This window comes from Aliiglaciecola sp. M165, assembly GCF_007197995.1.
In the GTDB taxonomy this organism is placed as follows: domain Bacteria; phylum Pseudomonadota; class Gammaproteobacteria; order Enterobacterales; family Alteromonadaceae; genus Aliiglaciecola.
The window spans coordinates 272,382-298,631 of the sequence record NZ_VKKH01000009.1 but is presented as its reverse complement, the minus strand read 5'-3'; the positions used below and the strand labels follow the sequence as shown (position 1 = coordinate 298,631).

Below are 26,250 nucleotides of genomic sequence, written 5' to 3'. Positions count from 1 at the left end.
AGGATTACTTTATGTCAAAGTCAACCAAATATGTGTCCAATCCCGCCGACGAAAATGGCATTGTCAGTTGGACAGAAGAAGAGAATAAAATTTGGCAAGATTTGATAGAACGCCAATTAGAAGTTATTAAAGGGCGTGCATGTGATGAGTTTATGCACGGGCTAGAGTTGCTGGATTTACCGCACAACCGTGTTCCACAATTACATGAAATCAACCAGGTTCTGGGAGAACATACAGGATGGCAGGTTGAGCAAGTCCCGTCGCTAATTAATTTTGATGCGTTTTTTACTTTATTGGCAAATAAAAAATTCCCGGTCGCGACTTTTATCCGCTCCCGTGATGATTTTGACTACTTACAAGAGCCCGACATTTTTCATGAAATATTTGGTCACTGTCCACTATTGACTAATCCAGCTTTCGCCCATTTTACTCATACCTATGGAAAGCTTGGGCTGGCCGCAAGTAAAGAAGACCGTGCATACTTAGCAAGACTATACTGGTTTACTGTCGAGTTTGGCTTATTGAACACGGCAGAAGGGACACGAATTTACGGTGGCGGTATATTGTCATCGCCAGGTGAAACCGTTTATGCACTTGAGAGTGATAATGTGATAAGGCAAACGATGAATCCACTTGAAGCTCTTCGCACGCCATATCGAATAGATATCATGCAGCCTGTATATTTCACTTTGAATCGCTTTGAGCAACTTTTTGAATTGGCCGATATGGACATCATGGCACTGGTAAATACAGCCAAGAAGCTTGGGTTACATGCACCCAAGTTTGCACCTAAAAATCAGCTCGCCAGCTAGAGCGTGTTTACCTTTGCTGTATGAAATTTGTTCTGTTTGTATGCGCTCTGATCGCGGCGCAGGTTTGCAGTCCTAGTGATTCTAAGTCAAGAACACGCAACAAAGAGCAGGGCGCATGTAAACTGAACCCAAATACCACTCAATTCGCTGCAAAATTATACAGCAAAGGTAAGCACGCTCTAATTAACCTCTGTTTAATTTTACTTATCCCGCCCACACAAATTGTGTGGGCTTATCGCATCTCGTCGAACACCTAGGTAATTTATCTCACTGATATTGCAGACAGCTTCACCAATTTGTAATAATATCTTTACATTACAAATTTAGGACTTCTCTTTTCAATGCGATTGGAAATCATTTGCCAGGACCGTGTAGGTATTACGCAAGACGTGCTGGACATTCTTGTTAATTATAAGATTGATCTTCGTGGAATCGAACTTGATTCAGCCGGAAAGATATTTCTCAACTTCCCTAATATTGAATTTGCTGATTTTCAGCACCTAATGCCGGAAATTCGTCGAATTGAGGGAATTGAAGACGTTAAAACAACTCCTTTCATGCCTATTGAGCGAGAACAGAACCAACTTCGTGCGTTGCTTCAAACCTTGCCCGATCCGATATTTTCGTTTGATACGAAAGGCCGCATATTGCTGGTAAATGATGCTGCGGTGAGCAGCATCGAACAGCCTTCTGAAAAATTGTTGGGGATGGAAATCAGCGAATTTGTTCGTGGCTTTAACTTTCAAAAATGGCTCGACGGCAAAGTGGTTGCAGGACAAACTCAAAAGGTGAATTTTCTTGAGCAAGACTTTCTTGCCGATATTTTACCCGTCATGATCCCCGACGCAGAAGGCGAATCTATTCTCGCCGGCGCCTTACTAATGTTGAAATCTGAATTTCGTTTGGGTCAACAACTAACCGTGTTTCATCAAGTTAGCAGCGATAGCTTTGCGTCAATTCAAGCCAGTAGTAATTTGATGAAAAAAGTTGTCAAAGAAGCGACGCGGATGGCGGAGCTTGATGCACCTATATTGATTTGGGGTGAGTCTGGTACTGGCAAAGAAATGATTGCTCGTGCCAGTCACGAAGCGAGTCGACGAGCTAGCGGTCAATTTGTTTCCTTTAGCCCGGCGTCGTTATCGGATGAGCAAATCGATACGGAATTGTTTGGAAGAGAAGAGACTGAAAAAAGTGGTCATTTAGGGCTATTGGAAGAGGCTTCCGGGGGTACTCTATTTATTGACGAGATTGGAGATCTCACACATAACATGCAAGGTAAATTGCTGAATGTTTTACAAAAAGGATCTTTTGGCAAAATAGGTAGCAACGAAGAGGTAAATCTTGATTTGCGGATCGTTTCTACCACGCAAAAAGACATGAATAAATTAATCGAAGATGGGCATTTTAGAGAGGATCTCTATTACCGTCTCAATGTATTGAGCATGGTAATCCCGCCGTTGAGAGACAGGCGTTCAGATATTATTCCTTTAGCTGACCGCTTTATTAAACAGCAAAGTATGAAATTAGGCCGGCGCGCGCCTAAATTAAACAAGTCTTGTATTGATTACCTGCAAGCTTATCCGTGGCCGGGTAATGTAAGACAATTGGAAAACACACTTTATAAAGCAGTTTCATTGTTAGAAGGCAACGAATTAAGCATCGAACATATTAAACTGCCCTCAAGTGCTACCAGTGTAAGTTTTGTTCCCGAGGAATTCGACGGCAGTTTAGAAGACGAGGTTAAGCGCTACGAAAAAAGCTTGCTGAGACGACTTTATCCTTTTTATCCCAGCACCCGCCAGTTGGCGAAAAAACTAGGCTTAAGCCACACAGCAATCGCAAACAAATTGCGAGAATACGGTATAAATAAAAAGACCGTTAAAGTTTAATATCTCGTCCATAATGAATATATGAGAATGTTAAGATTTGCTACATTGGCAGCAACCAAAACGTTAGCATTTTCTTGAATAAATAAGTTGGAGTAGTTTCTATGAGTTTGCATTTACATGGTTATTGGCGTTCTTCTGCTACCTACAGGGTACGGATAGCCTTAAATCTAAAAGAACTTGAATACAATTACGTACCTGTGCACTTAGCGAAAGATGGTGGACAGCAATTTAGCGATAGTTATACATCACTCAATCCGGCTCAATTAGTCCCAACCTTTATCAATGACGACGCTGATATTTTTCTCAACCAATCGATGGCAATTATTGAATACTTGGATGAGCGATATGAAGAACCAGTTAAACTACTACCCAGTCATAGAATTGATCGGGCCAGAGTCAGAGCTCTAACCCAGGATATTGCTTGCGATATTCAACCTGTCGCAAATTTACGAGTGTTAAATCAATTATCCCAAGAGTTTGATGCTTTGCCTGAACAACGTAATCAGTGGTGTAAACATTGGATTGAAAAAGGATTTACTGCAATTGAAAGGCGCATACGCAATAGTGCCACGGATTATTGTTTTGGTTTTGACTTAACGCTTGCAGACATTTTTTTGATCCCTCAAGTTTACAATGCAGAGCGATTTGACGTTGATATGGGACAATATCCTACCATCCAGCGCGTTGCCCAAAATTGCAATGAATTACCAGCGTTTATTCAGGCCAAACCCGAAAATCAAATAGACGCAGTTTCTTAAAGGTAGGGCAGATGCCCTACTATTGGCTTTTAATTGGCAACTCGGTGGTGTTTTTTACCTGTTTCAAAGCGAAGGTTGAGCTGAGATGGTCGACCAGTGGCAAATGCGTCAGTTTACTTTTTAGCAAATGCTCGTACTCTTCAATACTTTCGACTATTACTTTTAATAAATAATCTTTATCGCCGCTGGTCGTGTGGCATTCTACAATTTCATCAATATTCTGAACTGAGTCCTCAAAATCGTTGAGAGAATCACCGTCATGGTTTTTCAACGTTACATAAATAAATACTGATACGCCCAAATTGAGCTTTTTGTTGTCCAGCAATGTAACTTTTTGTTTGATGATCCCTTCGGCTTCCATGCGCTTAACACGACGCCAACAAGGGGTATGAGACAATCCAACTTTCTGGCTAAGCTCAGCCATAGAAACCGTTGCATCTTTTTGTAGTACACGAAGGATCTCGCGATCAAACTTGTCAAATTTCATATATTTTCTTTGTTAAAAGTTAGGCTCATACCATTTTGTGCAGCATGCGCAAAAACTTCATCTTTTTCAACCAATAAAACTAGAGCGTGATTATCTTTGTTGTAAGATTTTGCAGCGCATGGAGTGGAATTTGAGCAATGCATTGCGATTGTTATGTAGTTGCTCTGCATGAATGAGCGATAAAGCTGAACAAATGCCGCTCAAACGCTGCCCCTTGGGTTCAGTTTATATGCGTCCTGCTCTATGTTGCGCATTCTTGGCGCAGAACCACTAGGACTGCGAACCCGCGCCGCGATCAAAGCACTTATCACCAGAACAAATTTCACACAACAAAGATAAACACGCTCTAGGATATTTATCCTACTTGTTAGAAAACTAGCGTTACGGGTTTGCACTTTCTATTCTCTGACCAAAAAGTTAGCAACACTTGTCCTCGTGCCCATGGGCTACTATTGTGCAAAACAATAACCAATAAAATAGGTACCTGCATGTCGGTGTTTGATCACAAAGAATTTGATAATCATGAGCAAGTTGCTTTTTTTAGCGACAAAGCATCAGGGCTCAAGGCGATTATCGCTGTGCATAACACAAATTTGGGACCGTCCTTAGGCGGCTGCAGAATGTGGCCATATGCTAATAGCGAAGAGGCACTAAATGATGTGCTTAGACTGTCAAGAGGAATGACCTATAAAGCTGCTATGGCGGAACTAAAGCTCGGTGGCGGAAAATCCGTTATTCTGGGAGATCCTCGATTACATAAAACGCCGGAAATGATGCAGGCGATGGGACGATTTGTTGAACAAGTTGGTGGCCGTTACATTACAGCCGAAGACTCAGGAATCGCGGTCAGTGACATTCAGCTCATGGCACAAAATACCCAACACGTGTCTGGGATAAGTGCAAAATATCGCTATGATGGAGGAGAAGCTGATGGAAATCCGGCACCTTCTACTGCTTACGGTGTTTTCGTTGGATTGCGAGCTAGCGTGGAGTATGCGCTAAAAACAGACTTAAAAGGTGTAAGAGTCGCTGTCCAGGGATTGGGGCACGTTGGATTCCGCTTGGCGAAACACCTACATGAGCATGGGGCGGAACTCATTGTAACAGATATTTACCCTCAAGGGGTGGAGAAGGCCGTTGAGGAATTTGGTGCAACCGCAGTGCACCCAGATGAAATATTTGATTTGGATGTTGATGTTTATGCACCTTGCGCAATGGGCGCATCGGTCAATCAAGACACAATTCGCAGAATCAAAGCGAAAGTCATTGCTGGTGCAGCCAACAATCAATTAGCTGAAGAGTCTTTGGGTGAAGTGTTAAGGCAAAAGGGTGTGCTCTATGCTCCTGACTATGTCATAAACGCTGGCGGGGTGATTGATATCTATCATCAACGCATCTTAAGCACCGCTCAGGCAATGAGAAGCCATATAGAAGGTATCGCTGACAATTTGACGGAAATATATAACCGATCTTCTCAACAAGGGTTGCCAACGAATGTGGTATCCAACAAAATTGCAGAAGAGCGCTTTAAGAAATAAAGCCAGAACAATTTAGTTGAAAATAAAGACGAAATCGAAAACTGCCTGTTCTTTAAGCGAAAGGCTTTTTTCAGCTCGAAGCTCCTTGCATATATTGCAGTCATTGGTCATAATGCGCGCCGAATCGTTGCTTGAGCAACGTTTCGACGGTTTCAATGGTGGTCTTTTGGTCCTTCCGCAATGATACTCTGTGAACCCGGTCAGGCCTGGAAGGGAGCAGCCGCAGCAGACGACTCATGTGCCGGAATGTGGCTGGAGGACCGCCACCCAACCCTCTCTCATCTATTTAACCCCAATCCCGGATAAGCAACGCCTGTAAGCACCGCTATTTATCCCCCTATCATCGTTGTTCATTATGCGTTTAGAGCGACTAGACAACATAATTCTCGCCTTGATAAGGTAATAAATCACGGCACTTACCTATTAAAAACCAATATCAAAATGACGATAGCTTCTATTTTATTGATAAAGCTTTAAAAACTAAGCTATTCCGACATTTCTTATCCAGAATTGGGGTTATTTACTCTTTGGCTTTTTCCCTTTCGGTTCATCTAAAAACCGCATGGCTTTAGAGATCGCGTTTTCCACATTCATTTCCATTTGTTGCCGTTCACTTTGTGGCAGATAAAATGACATGTCGACTTCATATCGAATATAACGAGGCGGCACCTGGTTTAACGCCAAGCAACACAAATCTGCAATATAGTCATTGCTTTTACTAGCATTGAGATCCAACTTTTCAATTCTTTCTAGAATTAAATGTTCATAATAATTGTGAATATCGTCGTCTAATTTCATTGCGCAATTCTTTATTATTGTTAGAAAACACTAGAGTAGTAGAAACGGCAAAAATTACCAAGCGGCTATTCTTAAACTGTGAATCGTAGAATCCCGATTTATTCATGCTAGCCAGCTAAATGACATTTTGATTGGATGAATTTTGCGAATTTACTATGACTTATACTAAAGTTTGAACCGTCAGAGATTGCCTAAAAACAACCTACGAAGTTCTACGTAGAAAGTATTTCCAATTTGTTACATTAATTTTTTGAAAAATAACAAGTTAGTGAAATCCAAAAAAAATTCAAAATTTTTCAACCGTAAACAAATGCTTACTCAACTGAGTGAAAATCGACTAAAAATAATTTGAACTTTCCTGAAATACACTGATACAACCAGTTGACCAGAGCATCACTATGTGTTTATTATCTGTCGCGAGGTTCACTACCTTACTAATAAAAAGTCGCAAAAGCGGCAAAAACTCACACTATTTAATAGTGGTCCAGGGAGACATACATGTTTACAAATTCCAAGTTGGCGAAGTCAATTCGCCTAGCTATGGCTTTTGGCGCTGCGTCAACAGCTATGGTTGCCTCTAACGCTGCTGTTGCTCAAGAAGCAGCTGCTGAAGAGTCAGTAGAAAAGATTGCCGTAACAGGTTCTCGTATCCGTAAAGCTGATTTCGTTTCTAACGCACCAGTTGCAACTATCGGTCAAGAGCAGTTTGCTTTGACAGCGACAGTTAACACTGAGTCGCTACTAAACACTCTACCTCAGGTTGTTCCCGGTCTAGACCGTACATCTAACAACCCTGGTAACGGTACAGCAACTGTTGACCTTCGTGGTCTAGGTACTAACCGTACGTTGGTTCTAATCAATGGTACGCGTGCTGTTCCTACTACTTCTGGTGGTACAGTTGATATCAACAGTATTCCTACAGCACTAATTCAAGACGTTGAAGTACTAACTGGTGGTGCATCAGCAGTATACGGTTCTGACGCTGTTGCAGGTGTAATCAACTTCATCCTTAAAGATGACTTTGAAGGCGTTCAAACAAGTGTTGGTTACGAAGTAACTGACGAAAACGACGCTGCTATCTGGAGCGCTGACTTCACAATCGGTGGTAACTTCGCTGACGGTAAAGGTAACGTTGTATTTAACTTGAGCTACACAGACCGTGACGAATTGTTCCAAGGCGATCGTAGCTTTGCTGAAACAGCATTGTTTGATAACGCTGACAACTCTGGCCTAGAGCCAGGCGGTTCTTCAGGTGTTCCTCAGGCAGGTATCTTCAATGGTGGCCTACCAAATGGTGTTATCTTCGAACAGAACGGTGACCTACGTCAGTTCGTTACTGGCGGCGACGTTAACGATTTCTATAACTATGCACCAGTTAACTACATTCAACTTCCTCAAGAGCGTCACCAAATTACTGCTCTAGGTAGCTATGAAGCAAACGAAAATCTTGAGTTCTACGGCCGTGCAATGTTCACAGATAGCCGTGTACCTCAACAGTTGGCTCCTACGCCAATTTTCCAAACTTCAACTTTCTCGCTAGACAACAACCCGTTCCTAACGGCTGAGTCTCAAGAATTCCTAAGTGGTAACAACACAGATTATGTTGGTATCGGTGTTCGTGAAGCGAAAATCCTTGATCCAAATAACTTTAACGACCCAACTGCTATCAATGCTGACGGTATCAACACATCTGGTAACGTATGTTTGAACTGTATCTTTGATTCAACTGCTGGTTCAGACAATGTTCAAGGTTGGAACGATACAACTGCTATCGTCGATACAGATGGTGACGGCATTGCAGACAACGCTCGTGCATTGTTACGTCGTCGTCTAGAAGAAGTTGGGTTCCGTCGTTCTGAAGACGCATTCAACTCTTACCAAATGCAAATCGGTGTGCGTGGTGCAATCGGTGAATCTAGCTGGACCTACGATGCTTACTACCAAACTGGTAAAGTAAACAACACAACTGCTCAACTTGGTAACGTAAACCGTGACCGTTTTGACCAAGCAATGTTGCTTGCTTCTGAAGGTGGTAACGTAATCGTTGGTGCTGATGGACAACCTACTTGTTCTGACACATCTTCAAATGGTGCAACAGTTGGTTGTGCTCCTTTGAATATCTTCGGTGAAGGTAACATTTCTGAAGATGCTGCTGCATTCTTGAGAACTGCTGTTGCTTCAACTGCTGTATTCGACCAAAAACTATTTGCTGTAACCTTAGCGGGTGACACAGAAGATATGTTTGAACTACCTGGTGGCCCAGTTGGTATCGCGGTAGGTTACGAGCACAGAGAAGAAGCTTTTGAATTCTTGCCTTCTCAAGATTTGGCTGCAGGCACAATCGCTGGCTTTAACGGTGCTCCACCTCTAGCTGGTCAATACAGTGTATCTGAGTACTACATCGAAACTTACTTGCCAATTCTAGATGGTGTTGAGTTTGCAGAGACTCTTGACGTAGAACTAGCTTACCGTTCTGCTGACTACTCTACTGCTGGTCAAGTAGAAAGTTATAAAATTGCCGGTTCTTGGGCACCAGTTGATGAACTACGTTTCCGCGTAGGTTTCAACACTGCGGTACGTGCTCCTAACATCGGTGAATTGTTCGCGCCACAAGGCGAAGGCTTCCCTGGTGCACTAGATCCATGTTCTGAAAGCGGTGCTCCTGCTGGTGCTGGTGACGCGTTGCGTAACCTATGTATCGCAACTGGCGTACCTGCTAATGCAGTTTTCAGTGACGCAATTGACCCTGCATCTGGTCAGGTTCGTTCAATTGGCGGTGGTGATCCAAATCTGAAAGAAGAGAAAGCTGAAACATTGACTATTGGTTTTGTTGCAGAACCAATGGAAGGCTTCACATTCAGCTTAGATTACTTCGAAATTGAAATCGAAGACGCTATCTCTGGTATCGGTACTAACAATATCTTGGATACTTGTTATAACAGACCAGAAGGTGGTGTAGGTTCGTTGTTCTGTAACCTAGTTAATCGTCGTTCTGACGGTACTATCGACTTCGTTTCTGATACATCGCAAAACGCTGCATCAACTAACTTGTCTGGTTATGACTTGATCGCTAGCTACCAAATGGAGCTAGGTGAAGGTACTCTAGATATCGATTACTTGGGTACTTACACTGAAGAAGCTAGCTTCCAGTCATTTGCTGCAGGCGAGATTCTAGAGTGTGCGGGTAAATTCGGTCAAAACTGTGGCGAACCTACGCCAGAGTATAAGCACCGCATGACATTCAAGTACTCTGCTGACGAATTCGTTGCACAGTTATTGTGGCGCTTCGTAGGCGAAACTAATGACGACGACGACGGTGCTGAGTACACAGTTGAACGTATCGACGGTTTCAGCTACTTTGATGCATCTGCTACCTATTACATCAACGACAACTACCGCGTAACTGCTGGTATTGACAACTTGTTCGACAAAAAGCCACCTATCCTTGGTGCTAACGACGAGCAGTCAAACACATACCCAGCTACTTATGACGTATTTGGTCGTACTTACTACGTGAACTTCACTGCAAGCTTCTAAGTAGTAGTTAAAACTGAAAAAAGGTGAGCTTAGGCTCACCTTTTTTATTGGAAGGTCGTAAATGAATAAAGAAAAAGAAAACTGGTCTCAGTATTGGCAAAAAGAGAGTGCCAAGGGCGAAGTATTTGTAAACAAAGATGGCAATAAACATCAAGGTTTGCGCGATTTTTGGCGCTCGAAGCTGGATAATTTGCCAGCGGCTTCACGTATTGTTGATCTGGCATGTGGTGCTGGTTCAATTTATGCGGATTTAGAAAATGCTGCTAACTTTGACTTATTTGCCGCGGATTATTCGCAAAGTGCATTGGAGCAGCTTGTCAAACGCATGCCCGACGTAAGCATTAAAGTGTGCTCTGCCAATGATCTACCTTATGAAGACAACATGTTTGATGGTGTTGTGAGTCAATTCGGAATTGAATATGCCGGATTAAGTGCGTTTGTTGAGGCAACGAGAGTGCTAAAACCCGAAAAGACACTTGTTGTACTTTGTCATTTTCAAGATGGGTTTATCGATAGCAAGAATAAACAAGAATTAGAAGGTGCCAAACTAGTAGAAGCTTTAAACTTTATTCCAATTGCGAAAAAGGTAACCAACGCATTTTATGCGGCTAAAGAGAACCTCATCACACAAGCGATGAACGAATTTACCTCTGTGGAGCCTGAACTAGCAAAAAAGGTTGCTGTTGCGACTAGTGGTGTTCACGTTCATTTATATAATGGTTTTAAACAACTTTTCATGAATCGACAGGCCTATGCCAAAGAAGATATTATCGGTTGGTTAGATGCGATGTCCGATGAGGTTTCAACCGCAATTCTTAGATTGACCGATATGCGTAATGCAGCCCTGAGTGAACAGCAAATGATTGACGTTTGTGATCAGGTTGCCGCTAACTATGCAGGGGAACCAAAATTTAGTTCGTTTACGCTAAGCGGACACGAATTGCCCGTTGCTTGGCATTTTGAATATACCAAACCTTAAACAACAACTATGTCTATATTGTTACAACAGGCGCTAAAATTTCATCAGGCCGGTGACTTTGACAACGCTCAATCATTGTATGAACAGTTTTTGCAAAAATATCCCAACGACGTAAATGGATTGCAATTATTAGGTTCTTTGCACGCAGCTAAAGAAAACTTCCCTCTCGCAATCAGTTTAATGGAACGTTCTCTCGAACAGAAAAATGATCAACCGCAGGTCATGCTTAATCTCGCTATAGCATGTAAACGTGATGGTCAGATAGAAAAAGCCGAACACATTTATCGAAGAGTACTTTCCATTCAACCGAAAAATATCCAAGCATATCAGTATTTATTGCGCCTCTTAACGGAGGCCAAGCTATTTGATAAAGCGTTAAAGCTTTGTGAAGAAGCAGTATCAGCGACGGGCCAAAATCATTACTTTGATTCCAAAAAGGCCGACCTACTTACAACGATGCAGCGATACGACGAATCCATCCAGATATTTCAATCCTTGTTGGTGAGCCAACCTAACACGCCTGAATATATACACGGAATAGCTTTAGCATTGCGACAAAAAGGTGAGCCTCTACAAGCGTTGGGGTTATATGAGAAAGTTCAAGCTCAAGGCGTGTCAACATTCCAATTATTCCACAATATGGGTAATGCATTATCGGATTTAGGTCGCTTAGACGCAGCCATCAGCTATTACGAAAAATCGATTGAGCTGAACCCAGGCTATATCCACTCGCATATAAATTTAAATGAATTGCTTTGGGAAACAGGGCAAAAGCAGCGTTTTTTAGCCTCTTATTTGCAAGCTATTCCGTTAGAACCTCGCAATATGCCCCTCAAGTTTGCCTATTGCCAAAGCCTGTTACGAACAAGCAATTATGATATTTGCTTAGCCTTGCTAGAAGAAGTTGAACCCGAATTGAGAGTTTCTTCTGAGTTTTGGGACTTGTCCGCCAGAGCTGAAAAAGGTTTAGGTAACATCGATAGATGTTTGGCTCACTACCAAACGGCGATTGAACAAAACGATTCTGACCGAGACGTGCTACTCAATTTTGCGCAAGCATTGATTGAAGCTCGACAAGTTAATAGGGCACAAAAATTACTTGAAGAAGTTGTTGGTAAAGACACAAATGATCAGTTTGCCTGGTCTTTGTTAGGGATTTGCTGGCGTCTCAATAGCGATCCTAGAGAGCACTTGCTAAACGATTACGAAAATCTGGTGGGGGAATTTGAAATTGATATTCCACCTGGTTTTAATTCAGTTGACGAATTTTGTCAGCAGCTAAACCAATATTTAACGGAACTACACACCGGGACTAATCAACCTCTAGAGCAAACACTTACCGGCGGTACCCAAACACGAGGAAATCTTTTTGATAACCTCAATCCGCTCGTTCAAGCGTTAGAAATTGAATTACGTAAATGCATTGCCAAATTTATTGAAATCTCGGCTTCTTTTGAATACGTCGATTCGTGTAAAAGTTCACAAGAGTTTGAGTTTTCTGGGTCTTGGTCGGTGCAATTACAAGATAAAGGTTTCCATACGTCTCACATTCATCCGATGGGGTGGTTAAGTTCAGCATTTTATGTGTCATTGCCTTCAATAACTGAAGACTGTGAGACAAAGCAAGGTTGGTTTTGTCTTGGGAAACCGAATATTAAGACATCGCCAGAACTGGGGGCAGTGCGCAAGATACAACCATCGATTGGTAAGTTAGTGTTGTTTCGCTCGTATATGTGGCATTCAACAACGGCTTTTGAATCTGCACAAAATCGCACAACCGTTGCATTTGACGTGATTAAAAATAATTAACCTCAATCCCGGATTAGCAACGCCTGTGAGCATTGCTATTTATCCCCTTATCTTCTTTGTTCGTTATGCGTTTAGAGCTTCTAGACAACATAACTTTTGACTTGATAGGTGAATAAAACACGGCGCTTACCTACAAAAGACCGATATCAAAATGATGCTACTATTATCCTATTGATTAAGCTTAAAACATAGCTACACCGACATTTCTTATCCAGGATTGGGGTCAATTAATTTAATCACCTTTGTAGTCACTTCTTTTTACATTGAAAACGATGTTGTTTGGATAATTTCTACCGTAACATTATTAACGAACAACCGAGTTAAATGTCGAGCAGGGTAAAAATTTGGATCGGCCAGGTGAAAAAAATTCAAAATATTTCTGGTAAGATGAGTTAATCGTTTAAGCGTTAATGTTTACGCTTCAGCGGACGCTTTTTGCGCTGAAATACTATTTATACGATAAGAATGCGACTAAATTACGAAAATTTTCGTCATATTGCTGCGTAAAATGTAATCAAAATGTCGTGTAAAGGTCTACACTACTTTAATTAATTGTTAATTATGCTCAATGGCGCACCTTGACAATTTGATTGCATCCATGTGACCATTCGTGCGTAATAGCTTTTTCCGTCATCGGATTGAAGCTAAACTCCTTATATAAAAAAGTTTATAGCCCCTTGCCAGGGAACTTTTCACCTAGGCTAGGATTCAAAACAAGAAAATTGGTTGGGAACTATGTCCAAAATGAGCAAGAGAACCCTTATTGCCTCTACCGTGATTGGTGCTTTCGTACTGGGTAGCAGTGCTGTCTCTGCAGATACACTTAATGACCTTCATAAAGAAGAAGGTAGAATTCACGTAGCTGCAGCAAAATCCCAAGAGAAAATCAACAATCTCTATGAACAATCACAAGAACTGCTTGCAGAGTATCGTCAAGTCGTTGATGAAACCGAAAACCTGAAAGTGTACAACGATTACGTTGCTACACTGGTTGCTGACCAGCAACGCGGGATTGATTCGCTACAGCGTCAAATCGACCAGATTGATGAGACCAAGCGCGGCATCGTACCCTTATTGTTTCGTATGATTGACAGCCTTGAGAAATTTATTGCTGCGGATGTTCCTATCAAGTTGGCAGAACGAAACGCCCGTATTGAGCGTCTTCGTGATGTAATGGGTAACTCAAACGTCACCGTTTCTGAGCGTTTCCGCCAAGTTATCGAAGCGTACCAAATCGAACTTGATTACGGCTCAAAAATCGATGCTTACCAAGGTAACATGAACTATAACGGTACCGATATTACCGTGGACTTCTTCAATTTGGGACGCACAGCGTTGATTGCACTATCTCTAGACCAGAAAAATGCCTGGATGTGGGATAACGGCAATCGTTCTTGGGTTGAACTGGATGGTTCTTACTTGGAATCAAGTATCGAAGCAGTTCGTATGGCAAGAAAACAATTGCCAGCTAACCTAGTTAAACTACCCATTCCTGCTGCGGAGTAATTAGAAAATGAAACTTACATTTAAATCCGTATTGGCTGCAGCGGCAGTAACCGTTTTTGCATCAGGTGCTTCTGCGCAAACAACGCTCGATCAACTTCTAGAAGAAGTGAAAAACAATCGTGTATCAGAAGCACGTCTTAACTCACAACGAGAGGCTGAATTTCAATCTGCTCGCGCAGACAAACAAGCTCTTCTAAGAACGGCTCGCGCCAACCTTCGCGCAGAAGAAGAGCGTGGTGAGCGTCTGGCAAAACAGTTTGCTGACAATGAAGTCACCTTAACAGAAAAATCCACTGAGCTAGACCTAGCCACCGGTGACCTAGGTGAGATGTTTGGTGTTGTTCGTCAGGCAGCTTCTGAATCTTATGGCCGCATAGCGACTTCTATTGTAAGTGCTCAGTTCCCAGGCCGTGCCGCCTTCTTAAGACGTATGTCAGAAGAATCTGAAGGTCTTCCAAATATCCGTGAGTTGGAAGATATGTGGATTGCTCTGCAAACTGAAATGACTGAGTCGGGCAAAATATCTCGTTTCAATACTGAAGTTATTAACCTTGAAGGTGGTTCTTCACAGCAAGAGATTGTTCGTGTAGGGACGTTTAACCTGGTTGGTGAAATTGGATACCTGGTTTACGATGATCAAGAAGAAATCGTTCAGCCTCTGGGCCGTCAGCCTGATGCGTATCAAGCCGAAACTGCCAGAGAATTATTTGCTAGTAATTCAGGTGTAATACCAACGTTTGTCGACCCATCAAGCGGCGCAATCCTTGGCCTTCTTAAGCAGAAAGCGACTTGGGAAGAGCGTTACCATGCAGGTGGTGCAGTTGGTTACACCATCACGGTCATGTTGGCTATTGGTTTATTAATTGGTTTATACAAGATCATCACCTTGACGTTAATCAGCGGCAAAATGCGTGCTCAACTAAATAACCCTGGTTCGCCTTCAGATTCTAACCCCTTAGGTCGTGTACTAAGAGTTTACAACGATAACAAAGGTACAGACACTGAGAACCTAGAGTTAAAGCTTGATGAAGCCATTTTGAAAGAGCTACCTTCTATAGAAAGCGGTATTAACATCATCAAGATTTTTGCAGCCATTGCTCCGTTACTAGGCCTACTAGGTACAGTACTGGGCATGATCGCAACCTTCCAACAAATTACGTTGTTTGGTACAGGGGACCCTAGATTGATGGCGGGTAGTATCTCCATGGCATTGGTAACCACTGCTCAAGGTATTATCGCAGCACTACCGCTTATTTTGATGCACAGCATCGTAGCGGGACGCAGCAAATCAATCGTTCACATACTCGATGAGCAAACTGCTGGAATCGTAGCAGCTCATTCAGAGTCGGAGAAAGCTTAATATGTATGACCTGATTGGATTATGGGAATCGGTCAGGGAATTTATCGCGACCGGCGGTGGGGTACTTTACCTCGTCGCCATGGCGCTCTTCTTAATGTGGGTATTAATGATTGAGCGCTTTTGGTTTTTAACTTCGGTTTATCCTAAGATGAGAAAAGACATCATCGGCGATTGGGATGCTCGAAGTGATACAACCTCATGGTATGCGCATAGAATCCGTGATGCTTGGATTTCACAAGCGTCAGACAAGTTGAGTACCAATATCTTATTGATTAAAACCTTGGTGGCAATGTGTCCGCTGATTGGTTTACTCGGCACTGTTTGGGGCATGATTAATGTATTTGAAACTATGGCGACACAAGGTACTGGTAATGCACGCCTGATGGCTGCTGGTATCTCTATGGCAACAATTCCAACTATGGCTGGAATGGTCGCTGCTTTGTCTGGCGTGTTCTTCAGTTCACGTCTGGAAGCGAAAGTTAAAATCGCTAAAGAGAAGCTGGTAGACAGCCTTCCTCACCATTAAGAGAGAAGTTTATGGCTCGTAAAGAACGTGTACCAGAGGAAGATGCAGCGATAGACATGACACCGATGCTGGATATCGTGTTTATCATGCTTATCTTCTTCATTGTAACCACTGTTTTTGTTAAAGAAGCAGGGATACAAATAAATAAACCCGGCGCCAGCCAGGCGTTTTTGCCAAAAAATGCAAACATATTCATTGCAATCACTGAAGACGGTGCTATTTGGATGGATAAAAGAGAGATTAAGGTAGAGTCGATTCAGGCGAACCTTGAGAAGCTTTTGGCAGAGCAGCCCTCTGATGTGGTTATTATCCAAGCTGACGAAAAAGCCGAACATGGTATTGTCGTCAAGGTAATGGATCAAATCAAAGCGGCAGGTGTTGATCAAATTTCTGTTGCGGCTAAAGGAGCTTCATAGACATGAGAGTAATTATTTCTATTTTGCTTGGTGCCGCAATCGCATTTGCACTATTTGTGGTCATGGCTAAGTTGGTAGCTAACTCTTCGCGTCCAGCGAGTGAAGTACCCGACGCGCCAGTTATTGATATTGTCATGAATGACCCTGATGAAAACACTCAAACACGTCAACGTGTTCCACCCCCACCTCCGCCTCCACCTCAACAACCGCCTAAGATTCAACCGGTTGAACCTGATGTGGAAGACGCCAGTGCCGATGGTGTTAGCTTCAATATGCCAGCAGTAGACGTAGGCGGAGCATCAATTGATATTGGTGGTGTTGGCAACATGCAACGTGACGGTGAAGCCACACCTATCGTTCGTATTGAGCCTAAATACCCTGTGCAAGCAGCACGTGACGGTAAAGAAGGGTACGTAATACTTTCATTTACAATCAATGAAGTCGGTGGTGTGGATGATGTAGAAGTCATACAAGCAGAACCTAAACGTATTTTTGACCGTGAAGCAAAACGCGCTTTGCGTAAATGGAAATACAAACCAAAAATCGTTGATGGTAAACCCGAGAAACAGTTCAATATGAAGGTACAGTTGGACTTTAAATTGGATCAAGGCTAATGAAAAAATTTGTCAAAAATATTACTGCAATTGCAACGTTGAGCGCTGCTGCACTGGTATCAAATTATGCGGCAGCCCAATCTTCTCCCGTGGTTTGTCCAGATTACAAGCGCGGTACCACCAATATTATTGGTGAGCGTGCGGGTAAGAAAATTCAAAAAGCCCTTGAAGCGTATAACAATGATTTGATCAGTGAAGCGCTTGAATTGCTTTATGAGATTGATACCAAACAAACATATGACCGTGCTTTCACTGATAATTTTATTGGTAAAATGCTGGCAGGTCAGGATGGGCAAGGCGACAAGGCGCTTCAATATCTTAAGGGCTCCGTAAACCCTAAAGCTTTGAATGATTCCGAACATGCTGGTACCGTCCGCTTGGTTGCTGACTTGAGCATGCAAGAGAAGAAGTATGACCAAGCCATTGAGTATTATGAAAGGTGGATGACATTTACCTGTAAGCAAGACCCAGACGTATTCACTCGTATGGCTCAGGCTTATTATGAACTTAAACAGCTTCCAAAAATGGTTGAGCCTTCAGACAAAGCAATAGCCTTGTACGAAAAGCCTAACAAGAACCCTTATGTGTTGAAGTTGCAATCGTTCTATGAGCGTAAAATGTATCCTCAGACGGTTGCTGTAGCTGAAGAATTGGTTCGTATCTTCCCTGACAACAAACAGTGGTGGTCTCAACTTGGCTTCTTCTACATGTTGGTCGAGGACTATAAAAAGGCTCTTTCTACGTTTGAAATTGCTTATAACCAAGGGTTTTTGAGCAAAAAATCTGAAATCAAGGCGCTTGCCCAATTGTATGCAACGAATGATATTCCGTACAAAGCGGCTGTCATTATGGAGAAATACATAAAAGAAGGCTTGATTGAGAAAGATGACAAGAGCTTAGCTAACTTAGCAAATTCTTGGCATCAAGCTCGAGAGTACAAAAAAGCTGCAGGGTATTACGCGCAAGCTGCTCAGGAAAAAGAAGATCCTGATTACTATCGTAAACAAGGTATTCTATTGCATGCTGCCGAAGACTATAAAGGTGCATTGAATGCGCTACAAAAAGCTTTGGACAAAGGTGCAGATCAAAAAGGCCGAATTCATATCGCAATGATGGAAGCACACATCTATACCGGTAATTTCCGACAAGCTATGGTCCATGTTCGTGAAGCGAAAAAGGACAAGAATGTTGAGAGAACCGCAAGAGCGTGGGAACCATACATTAAAGAGAAAGCGAAGAATCGCGGAATAAAAGTCTAAACACTGTTTACTATCGAAGGCTCCTCTCTGGAGCCTTTTTTATTTGTATAGATCTGTCGTCTTTGTTATGAGTTTCTGCAAACGATCTCAATAAATTTCCTATTGCGGCGACTCGCAACAGTGTTTTTTATACTGATTGGCGCAGAATATTGAGACAGCGCCTAGCATGCGCTTCAATATCTTTTTTTCCAGTCAGTCTAAATTCATTTTTAAGTTGGGGAAGTGTCCACTTCTTAATAACCAGTTTAGATAAAAAGGAAAAGGCATCTTGCCCCACATCTGTCTTTAATACCTTGTTATCCCAATATGTATTAGGGAAACGCAACCAAACTGACAAGTACCATTCACTGTTCGATAATGGTCTATTTCCCTGCGCATATATGTCAATTACACTTGTTACCCGTTGCTCGATTAACTCGGGAATTGTTGCTTCTTCTTCCCTTAAAAGTAGTTGATTTAACAATTCAGCGGGCAACTCTTTCAACCTAAAATCTTGTTGATAACGAATATTGGCCAGTGCTGTTTGATTCATAATCGAGATATCTTGTTTCAGCTTTTGTAACAAGGGTTTGATCATTATTGCGCTGAATTCCCCGCTTGACGCATCCTTTTTAATTCCCATTTTGGCTAACAAATATCCATTGTTTTGCCAAAAAGGTAAAAGCTCTTTGGTGATGCCAAAAGAAGTTGAAACAGCACTGAAGTTTTTTTCTAATGCTTGCAGTTCTATTTGGTTTAGCAAATTGCTTCCTAGTGATTGCCTTCGCGCACTTGGCATTACTGCAATCCTTACAATACGTAAGTAATTTAAAGTTGCTAGCTTCGGGTCACTATACTCAAACGCTAATCTCTGTGCGGTTAAGTGGCCCGGAACACGCCGTTTACCCATTGTTATTGGTTCGGCAAGCTCATTCAGAGCGTCCCCGCCTTCGCTTACTGTCAATGCTACTGCAAGTGGGTGTCCACTCTTATCATTTTGTGGGTGTCCACTGTTGGTGTTGAGTGGGTGTCCACATTCTATGGGACTACGTTCGAACACGGCATGGACACGATGACTGGAGTCATCCAACATTCGCACAAAGTCATCGGGTGTTGTTTGGTAATGCGCGTCGACAAGAAGCGCGAATATCTGTTTGAGGATGATAGGTTGGTTAATCAGTTCATTGCCTTTGAAACATCGATAAACTGTCGCGTCGCGGTTTTGAGAAAAAGTCTCGTTATTCTTTTTATTCTGTTCTTCCGTTATTGATGTGAGTAGATTTATATCACTGTTTTCATTTATGTCCATCGCAAACACTTGATTGAAAAATCTTTCCAAACAATCATTTGGGTACCAGCGGATCGGTTCTCGCATGGTTAAAAAAATCGTATCGGGAAAGCGATGATATAAATATGGTTTGAACCGTAAACTGAAGCCTCTTCCACTTCCTTCATATCCATTTACGGTGGTACAAAAGATAATTCGTGGGTAAACCTCAACAAGCTGTTCCAAAATTCGATTGGGAATAGACGCAGCTTCATCGATAAATAGCATGTCGAACTTAGGTTGTTTTTCCAACAGTACATCGAAAGGAATGAAAACCATTCTATGTTCATCAGAACTTTGTAACGGGTTTTGACTAAGAATCTCTTCGTAGATACTAAATAAACGCGCAGTTTGTGAAGGGTGGGAGGCAGTTACCACTACACGAGTTGTCGCATTTATCTGCAGCGACGCAGAAGCAATTCCCAGAGCGCTTGATTTACCTCTGCCTCTGTCCGCAGTAATCACTAAATGGCCTGAAGGGCGTTTGTTGAGCTTAAGTATGTCATTCACAACGACTGCTTGTTCAGCGGTTGCACAAAAATTATCTGGCTCGTTAGCGCATAGTTTTGAATATTCTACTATTTCTCCCGTAAACGTTTTTTCCGTCAAGACGCTTACGGTTGAATCTGCTTCGACGTGACGAACCAGCCATTGAATAAAGCTGCTTAAAAAATCGACTTGGGTTGAACCATAGGACACCCGGTGACGGATTTGTGGATCATCATATCGATGCCAAGATGGCATATCCGGGCAAAGTAATATCATGATACCGTGTTTTGCTACGCAACCACTCAGTGCCATCAATGCATTGCCTCGTAAACCACTAAACCCATTGACTATGACCCAATGGTATTCTTGACCCAAAACTGATTTGAAATTCGTCGTGGCTTCAATATTGTGGGAATAATGATCACCGAACCACAATACAGAATTTGACCCAGCGTGCTCGAGTAATTTTGCTATCGAATCATGCGCCCATTGTTCGTCTCCTGATACAACTAGCAACTGCCGATGGCAAAAAAGTGCTTTACGCTTCTCTATCCATCTTATTACTTGTTCGATTGGCTGCATATTGTCTGGCTTTCTTGGTATTATTAACACCACATAGTGTATTGAATTAATATGAGGAATACGAATGCGCTTTCTATCCAGACGATTAGTGATGCCTGGTGACTTGAATTATGCCGGGTCGCTATTCGGTGGTCGAGCCCTTGAATGGATTGATGAAGAAGCTGCTATTTACGCAATCTGTCAATTAGAGACCAATGTTTTGGTAACCAAACATATTGGCGAAATCAGTTTTGAATCGCCGGCATTAAAAGGCGATGTTGTTGAATTTGGTCTAGCCACTAAAACAGTTGGGCGGACATCAATTACCGTTACCTGTATGGTGCGCAACAAAGCAACCAAGAAAACCATCTGTGTAGCAGATGATATTGTGTTTGTTAAGCTTGATCCTGGTACTCGGGAACCTATCCCCCATGGCAAAACGCTTGAAGAGCTTGAAAACCAGACCAAGGATGAAATCCGTACATTAAATATGGACTAGGTTGAGATGGCAATCTGTCATTCCAATGAACCCGTAAAAAGGTGATTGAACGCAACCCGTTACACCACACTTTTTGCATTTGCTACCATGTTGAAAATTCAAATTAAAGTACTAAATATGTTGTACCTTTTCTGCTCAAAACTTGGGTTTCGCGCCCTTGCTGTAACCTTATACTTTTCGTTCGTGTTGAACCCAGCCATAGCCATGTCCGAATACGAATACTTGCAATTGTTGGTAGATAGTAAACAGGCTATAGGGGCCCGTTTTGCCGGCTCTAAACAAGAACAGGAGACTGCCGATTTTATTGAACGTCACTGGTTGCAAATGGGGTATACAGTGAAAAGCCAGCAATTTGCTTTTAAAACTCAAAATGCAAACCTGCGTTCTGAAAACTTAACGATTGATATTCCTGGCCAGCAAGATAAGTGGGTAGTGATAGCAGCCCATTATGACTCCACGGGAGAAGGGTCTCTAGGTGCCACAGACAATGGTGCAGGAATCGCTGTATTGCTGGCATTGGCCAATCGCCTGCGAGATCATAAATCCTTCCCATACAGTATCCGATTATTGGCATTAGGGGCAGAAGAGGTAGGGTTACAAGGTGCTAAACATTATGTTTCTAAACTAACCCAGACTGAGATAGATTCCATTATTGCTATGGTCAATTTAGATACTATCGCAGGAGGGGACAACTTGTATGTGCATAGTGCGCATACTAAACCCTATAAGTGTGATGATGGTCAAGGGGACTATACGAGTAGTCCTGCAGTCCGCGATGCATTGCAGATATTATCGCAAACATTATTTGAAGACCAAGCCCACAAGTTGCATCCGGCCTATCCAGGGTACCCTGAAGGTGTAACAGGCGGCTGGTCTGATCATGCACCTTTTGCCTGTGCAGGTGTGCCCATAGCGTATATTGAAACAACTAACTTTAGTATCAATGGCAAAGATGGGTATGACGGGTATTCTCAATCGACACACCCAAAACTGTGGGATTGTTTTGATGAAAAAACCAATACCGCTTGTGATCGAGATGCCGAAAAAAAATGGGGTAACATCTGGCACACCGATAATGATCGATTATCACTTCTTAATGAATTGTTTCCCGGCCGGGTGAGTAAACAGATGCGGATGAACACAGAACTGCTTGAACGCTTAGTCTTGGATGCAGATAAATGGCTAAATTTTAAAAAGGGGGCGGAGTGAATTTATAATTCGTACGCATTCAAAATGTAATAAAAGGAGTGTGTCAATTCACTCCGACCCCTTTTTAGATTCTTTGTTACATGCACGCTGCGACGATTTTACGCGCATCGTCTGGGCTAATATTCTGGTGCTCTCCCAACCGAGTAAATCCATTTTCTTCTAACTTGCGCGCGACTTCATTGGCGACCTCCGATGAAATATCATACTCGGAAAGCTTGGTTTTAATCCCCATGTCACGGAAAAATTGTTCGGTTTTCTCTATGGCTAAATCGATAGCACCCTCTTCATCATAGCGGCTCAAACCCCATACTCGTTCAGCGTACTGCAGCAATTTTTCGCGCTTATGTTCTTTTTGATAGTGCATTACTCGGGGAAGCACAATAGCCAGTGTGACAGCATGATCCAAATTATGTAGCGCAGTCAATTCATGGCCAATCATGTGTGTGCTCCAATCCTGTGGCACCCCAGCGCCTATAAGCCCGCTTAGCGCCTGAGTCGCATTCCACATTAAGTTTGCTCTTACCTGATAGTCTTGAGACGCTAAAACCTGAGGACCTATTTCCAATAGGTTTGACAGAATCGCCTCGGCAAATCTGTCCTGAACACTGGCGCCAATAGGGTAGGTGAGATATTGCTCCATAACGTGTACAAAGGCATCCACTACACCGTTCGCCAATTGGCGCTCTGGTAAGGAGTAGGTTGCTTCAGGATCTAACACAGCGAATTTTGGGCGAACATGATCGGATAAAAACGACAATTTCTTGCCAATGTCGGTTCGATTAACTACCGAGGCAGTATTGGTCTCAGTTCCCGTTGCAGGAAGTGTGAGAACACACCCTAACGGAATGGCGCTATGCACCTTGCCACCACTTGCCAGAATTTCCCAAGGTTCGCCGTCATAGTGTGCGGCAGCGGCGATAAACTTTGAACCATCGATCACTGAACCGCCGCCTACAGCCAGAATAAATTCTACTTCTTCTTGTTTGGCCAATTCAACGGCCTTCATCAAAGTCGAATATTCCGGGTTAGGCTCGATACCTGAAAATTCGCACCAATTTCGACCTTCCAATTGTTCCAGGATCTGTTGGTAAATGCCGTTATTTTTGATACTACCTCCACCATAAACCAGCATGATTTTTGCGTCTGGTAACAAAACGGAAAGCTTGGCAATGCTGCCTTTGCCAAATGCTACTTTTGTTGGGTTGTGATAAATAAAATTGTTCATTAATCGTCTCTTGGTTTCGCTTTATCTTTGATATGGACATGATCCGATGAAAATTCAATAGTGCTGTCACCGAGCTTACAGCACAAATTATTTGCGAGGCTATGATTACAGTAAAACAAAGCATAGCAGTTGACGCTAATGCTTGATATCATTTCGCCGTTAATGGCAACTGACCATTAACGCGACCAAGGGGTGCTCTTGCTGAGATCCATTAATTTGGGAACCCTAGACCTGATCCGGATAATACCGGCGTAGGAATGGTATGAAAGACAACGTATTGCTTTCCACTTACCTGCCGTAACACCGGGTCTTTTCATTTTGTTTAAGAAGAGATCCTAATGACAATAAAATATTTAACTTTATGCACTGCTCTGATCTTATCATCGCAGGTTGTTGCTGATGATTCAGCCGATATCGAAAAGATTACAGTTTCCTCTGATTTTCGAGCCAATGACATTCAAAATGTCACGGCTAGTGTCAGTGTGATTGCTGCGGACACAATCGAGCAGAGACAAGCGTTCTACTTAGAAGACATACTAGCACTCGGCGCAAACATTAATTTTGCCTCAGGCGCTTCCAGAGGTCGTTTTATACAAATTCGTGGCATAGGTGAACGCAGTCAATTTGCTGAACCTATTAACCCTTCAGTGGGTTTACTAGTTGATGATTTTGATTTTTCCGGCATTGCAGGTGTAGCGACCTTATTTGACGTTGAGCAAGTAGAGATATTACGAGGCCCACAGGCAACCGAATTTGGTGCTGCAGGCATGGCTGGCACGATTAAAATCAAAACAACTGAAGCAAACGCTGAGCAAACTAGTAAATTTGTCGCGACCATTGCCCAGCAAGATACCTGGAATCTAGGGGCTGCTTACGGCGACAAAATTACCGATAACCTGTTTTACCGCGTCGCAATAAACCAATTTAAAAGCGATGGTTTTGTTAAAAATCAATTTTTAGATCGAGAAGATACCGATAATCTTGACGAATTGACGGCTCGGCTAAAGCTAAAGTATGTTGTGTCTGACCGTGCAACTATCGACTTCAATTATCAGTATTTTGATATCGATAATGGCTACGATGCGTTTTCGCTAGACAATGACGGGATTACCCAATCAGATGAACCCGGTGTCGATACCCAAGAAACCCATGCTATTGGAGTTAAAGGAAACTTTGCTTTAGATCACGCTGATTTAAGTATTTCTGTCAATCACGCAACATCAGACTTGGTCTACGGTTACGATGAAGATTGGACTTTTGTTGGCTTTCATCCCTTTGAATACAGCTCTACAGACTATTATTTCCGTGATCGAGATTTAAGCAGCATTGATATGCGTTTACTTTCTAATGATCAGGCTTTGCTGTTTAACAATTCAACTCAATGGTTGGCAGGTTTTTTCGCCAGGGATATTGAAGAGACTTTGCGTAGAGAATACACCTTTGCTGATGGTATTTTCAGCAGCGTTTACCAACCCTCAAATGTTGGCGTTTATGCGCAAACAGATACCCAACTTAGTGACACACTGAGTCTTAGTTTAGGAATAAGAGCTGATCAGTTCGATATCGACTACAGTGATAACTCAGGTTTTACGCAAAGCACTGAAGATACCCTTGTTGGTGGAAAAGCTGTACTCAAGTATAGTATTGGAAATTCTGCAGTTTATACCAGCATATCAAGAGGTTACAAAGCCGGCGGGTTCAATCCTGACGAGCGGGTAACAAATGAAAATCGTTTGTTTAAGCCGGAATATAACTGGAACTACGAGGTTGGAGTTAAAGGCACCGGACTAAATAATACCCTTTTTGTTCGATTCGCTGCGTTTTACATGGACAGACAAGATACTCAGGTAAGTGATTTTGATGTACAGCTTCGTGAAGATGGCTCGCCAGATTTTATCGATATTATTGGTAATGCGGATGTTGGCACTAACAAAGGGCTTGAAGTTGAAGTTGATTGGCAGCCCAGTGAGAGCCTACTTATCAGTGCCAACTACGGCTATCTTAGAGCAAGCTTTGAAGATTACACCTTGGCAGACGGAACTGTTGTCGACGAACAACAGCAAGCGCAGGCGCCAAAACATAGCTTCCATTTGGCTGCGACGGGCTATTTAAATGACCGTTTGAGTATAAGAATCGAGGCTGATGGTAAAGATCAATATCGTTTTTCAGACGGTCACAATGTGACCTCGCCGTTCACTCTGTTAGTGAATGCACAAATGCGTCTAGAATGGCAGGAATGGACGTTCTCGGTGTGGAGCAAAAACTTATTTGACAGGGAGCATTATGTGCGTGGCTTTGGAGGGTTCAGCAACGATCCCCGCGACGAATATGCATTCCCTGAGCCCTACCTGCAATTAGGGGATGGCCGCCAGTTTGGTCTGACAGCGTCGCTAACTTATTAAAAGGAATCTTTTATGCGCTTGGTAGTAGAGATCTCGCTTTATCCATTAAAAGAAGCTTATATTGGACCAATAAAAGACTTTATCGAGCGCATAAATACGTACGATAGGATCACCGCCCAGACAGGTTCTACAAGCACGGTCGTGAGCGGTGAAATGAATGAGCTTATGCAAATTTTAAACAAAGAAATGCAAGCCACTTATGCACAGGTTGGGCAAGCGATTTTTGTTTGTAAGTTTCTAAATGGCGACTTGATGGAATGAACGTTGGTCG

The 26,250-nt window shown here is 42.6% G+C and carries 21 protein-coding genes, 1 other RNA gene and 1 riboswitch; of the genes, 18 read left to right on the top strand and 4 right to left on the bottom strand.

Features of this window, described 5'->3' with window-relative positions:
• Positions 1-11: 11 nt before the first annotated feature.
• The 3 genes from phhA (at position 12) to maiA (ending at position 3,459) form a co-directional block, all read left to right on the top strand.
• Positions 12-812, top strand: a complete 801-nt coding sequence (gene phhA, locus FM019_RS18905; protein ID WP_143837595.1) for a phenylalanine 4-monooxygenase — start codon at positions 12-14, stop codon at positions 810-812.
• A gap of 341 nt (positions 813-1,153) precedes the next feature.
• Positions 1,154-2,701 (top strand): transcriptional regulator TyrR, encoded by a 1,548-nt coding sequence (tyrR, locus tag FM019_RS18900; protein ID WP_143837594.1) that lies wholly within the window; start codon positions 1,154-1,156, stop codon positions 2,699-2,701.
• A 101-nt stretch (positions 2,702-2,802) separates the two neighbouring features.
• The gene (maiA, locus tag FM019_RS18895; RefSeq protein WP_143837592.1) at positions 2,803-3,459 is read left to right on the top strand and encodes a maleylacetoacetate isomerase; all 657 of its coding nucleotides are present in this window, start codon (positions 2,803-2,805) and stop codon (positions 3,457-3,459) included.
• A gap of 19 nt (positions 3,460-3,478) precedes the next feature.
• On the opposite strand, the gene FM019_RS18890 is transcribed toward maiA, so the two are convergent.
• Positions 3,479-3,946: an Lrp/AsnC family transcriptional regulator gene (locus tag FM019_RS18890; protein ID WP_143837590.1), complete on the bottom strand. Its 468-nt coding sequence runs from the start codon at positions 3,944-3,946 to the stop codon at positions 3,479-3,481.
• 488 nt (positions 3,947-4,434) lie between these two features.
• Between FM019_RS18890 and FM019_RS18885 the strand changes: the two genes are divergently transcribed.
• Together FM019_RS18885 and ffs are read left to right on the top strand one after the other, a co-directional pair.
• Positions 4,435-5,484, top strand: a complete 1,050-nt coding sequence (locus tag FM019_RS18885) for a Glu/Leu/Phe/Val dehydrogenase dimerization domain-containing protein (RefSeq protein WP_143837589.1) — start codon at positions 4,435-4,437, stop codon at positions 5,482-5,484.
• A gap of 164 nt (positions 5,485-5,648) precedes the next feature.
• Positions 5,649-5,745, top strand: an RNA gene (gene ffs, locus FM019_RS18880) — signal recognition particle sRNA small type.
• A 255-nt stretch (positions 5,746-6,000) separates the two neighbouring features.
• Here ffs and FM019_RS18875 read toward each other — a convergent pair.
• The gene (locus tag FM019_RS18875) at positions 6,001-6,282 is read right to left on the bottom strand and encodes a late competence development ComFB family protein (RefSeq protein ID WP_143837587.1); all 282 of its coding nucleotides are present in this window, start codon (positions 6,280-6,282) and stop codon (positions 6,001-6,003) included.
• A gap of 498 nt (positions 6,283-6,780) precedes the next feature.
• On the opposite strand from FM019_RS18875, the gene FM019_RS18870 reads away from it, so the two are divergent.
• The 9 genes from FM019_RS18870 to FM019_RS18830 all read left to right on the top strand — a co-directional run bounded on the left by FM019_RS18870 (position 6,781) and on the right by FM019_RS18830 (position 18,288).
• Entirely contained in the window at positions 6,781-9,819 is a 3,039-nt protein-coding gene (locus tag FM019_RS18870; protein ID WP_260681673.1) for a TonB-dependent receptor domain-containing protein, read from the top strand.
• 61 nt (positions 9,820-9,880) lie between these two features.
• Positions 9,881-10,798 carry a class I SAM-dependent methyltransferase gene (locus FM019_RS18865; protein ID WP_143837586.1) on the top strand — a complete coding sequence of 306 codons (918 nt, stop codon included), beginning with the start codon at positions 9,881-9,883 and terminating at the stop codon, positions 10,796-10,798.
• Positions 10,799-10,807: 9 nt separating this feature from the next.
• The gene (locus FM019_RS18860; RefSeq protein ID WP_143837584.1) at positions 10,808-12,607 is read left to right on the top strand and encodes a 2OG-Fe(II) oxygenase family protein; all 1,800 of its coding nucleotides are present in this window, start codon (positions 10,808-10,810) and stop codon (positions 12,605-12,607) included.
• 744 nt (positions 12,608-13,351) lie between these two features.
• Positions 13,352-14,113 carry a DUF3450 domain-containing protein gene (locus FM019_RS18855; RefSeq protein ID WP_143837583.1) on the top strand — a complete coding sequence of 254 codons (762 nt, stop codon included), beginning with the start codon at positions 13,352-13,354 and terminating at the stop codon, positions 14,111-14,113.
• A gap of 7 nt (positions 14,114-14,120) precedes the next feature.
• Positions 14,121-15,473 carry a MotA/TolQ/ExbB proton channel family protein gene (locus FM019_RS18850; RefSeq protein ID WP_143837581.1) on the top strand — a complete coding sequence of 451 codons (1,353 nt, stop codon included), beginning with the start codon at positions 14,121-14,123 and terminating at the stop codon, positions 15,471-15,473.
• A gap of 1 nt (position 15,474) precedes the next feature.
• Complete coding sequence (locus FM019_RS18845) at positions 15,475-15,999, top strand: MotA/TolQ/ExbB proton channel family protein (protein ID WP_143837580.1); 525 nt, start codon at positions 15,475-15,477, stop codon at positions 15,997-15,999.
• A gap of 11 nt (positions 16,000-16,010) precedes the next feature.
• Positions 16,011-16,415 (top strand): ExbD/TolR family protein, encoded by a 405-nt coding sequence (locus FM019_RS18840; RefSeq protein WP_143837578.1) that lies wholly within the window; start codon positions 16,011-16,013, stop codon positions 16,413-16,415.
• Positions 16,416-16,417: 2 nt separating this feature from the next.
• Complete coding sequence (locus tag FM019_RS18835) at positions 16,418-17,029, top strand: energy transducer TonB (RefSeq protein ID WP_143837576.1); 612 nt, start codon at positions 16,418-16,420, stop codon at positions 17,027-17,029.
• Entirely contained in the window at positions 17,029-18,288 is a 1,260-nt protein-coding gene (locus FM019_RS18830) for a tetratricopeptide repeat protein (protein ID WP_143837574.1), read from the top strand. The genes FM019_RS18835 and FM019_RS18830 overlap by 1 nt, the downstream gene beginning before the upstream one ends.
• 127 nt (positions 18,289-18,415) lie before the next feature.
• Here the strand turns inward: FM019_RS18830 and FM019_RS18825 are convergent, their stop codons facing one another.
• Positions 18,416-20,665 (bottom strand): GNAT family N-acetyltransferase, encoded by a 2,250-nt coding sequence (locus tag FM019_RS18825; protein WP_143837573.1) that lies wholly within the window; start codon positions 20,663-20,665, stop codon positions 18,416-18,418.
• Positions 20,666-20,729: 64 nt separating this feature from the next.
• Between FM019_RS18825 and FM019_RS18820 the strand changes: the two genes are divergently transcribed.
• Positions 20,730-21,143, top strand: a complete 414-nt coding sequence (locus FM019_RS18820) for an acyl-CoA thioesterase (RefSeq protein ID WP_143837571.1) — start codon at positions 20,730-20,732, stop codon at positions 21,141-21,143.
• A gap of 45 nt (positions 21,144-21,188) precedes the next feature.
• Entirely contained in the window at positions 21,189-22,352 is a 1,164-nt protein-coding gene (locus FM019_RS18815; RefSeq protein WP_221934399.1) for a M28 family metallopeptidase, read from the top strand.
• Positions 22,353-22,428: 76 nt separating this feature from the next.
• Here FM019_RS18815 and FM019_RS18810 read toward each other — a convergent pair whose 3' ends face one another.
• Entirely contained in the window at positions 22,429-23,577 is a 1,149-nt protein-coding gene (locus FM019_RS18810) for an iron-containing alcohol dehydrogenase (protein ID WP_143837570.1), read from the bottom strand.
• A 178-nt stretch (positions 23,578-23,755) separates the two neighbouring features.
• A riboswitch (TPP riboswitch) is annotated at positions 23,756-23,852 on the top strand.
• Between the two features lie 63 nt (positions 23,853-23,915).
• Between FM019_RS18810 and FM019_RS18805 the strand changes: the two genes are divergently transcribed.
• Both FM019_RS18805 and FM019_RS18800 read left to right on the top strand, forming a co-directional pair.
• Positions 23,916-25,979 carry a TonB-dependent receptor gene (locus FM019_RS18805; RefSeq protein WP_143837568.1) on the top strand — a complete coding sequence of 688 codons (2,064 nt, stop codon included), beginning with the start codon at positions 23,916-23,918 and terminating at the stop codon, positions 25,977-25,979.
• 12 nt (positions 25,980-25,991) lie between these two features.
• Positions 25,992-26,240 (top strand): YkoF family thiamine/hydroxymethylpyrimidine-binding protein, encoded by a 249-nt coding sequence (locus FM019_RS18800; protein WP_143837566.1) that lies wholly within the window; start codon positions 25,992-25,994, stop codon positions 26,238-26,240.
• Positions 26,241-26,250 lie beyond the last annotated feature (10 nt).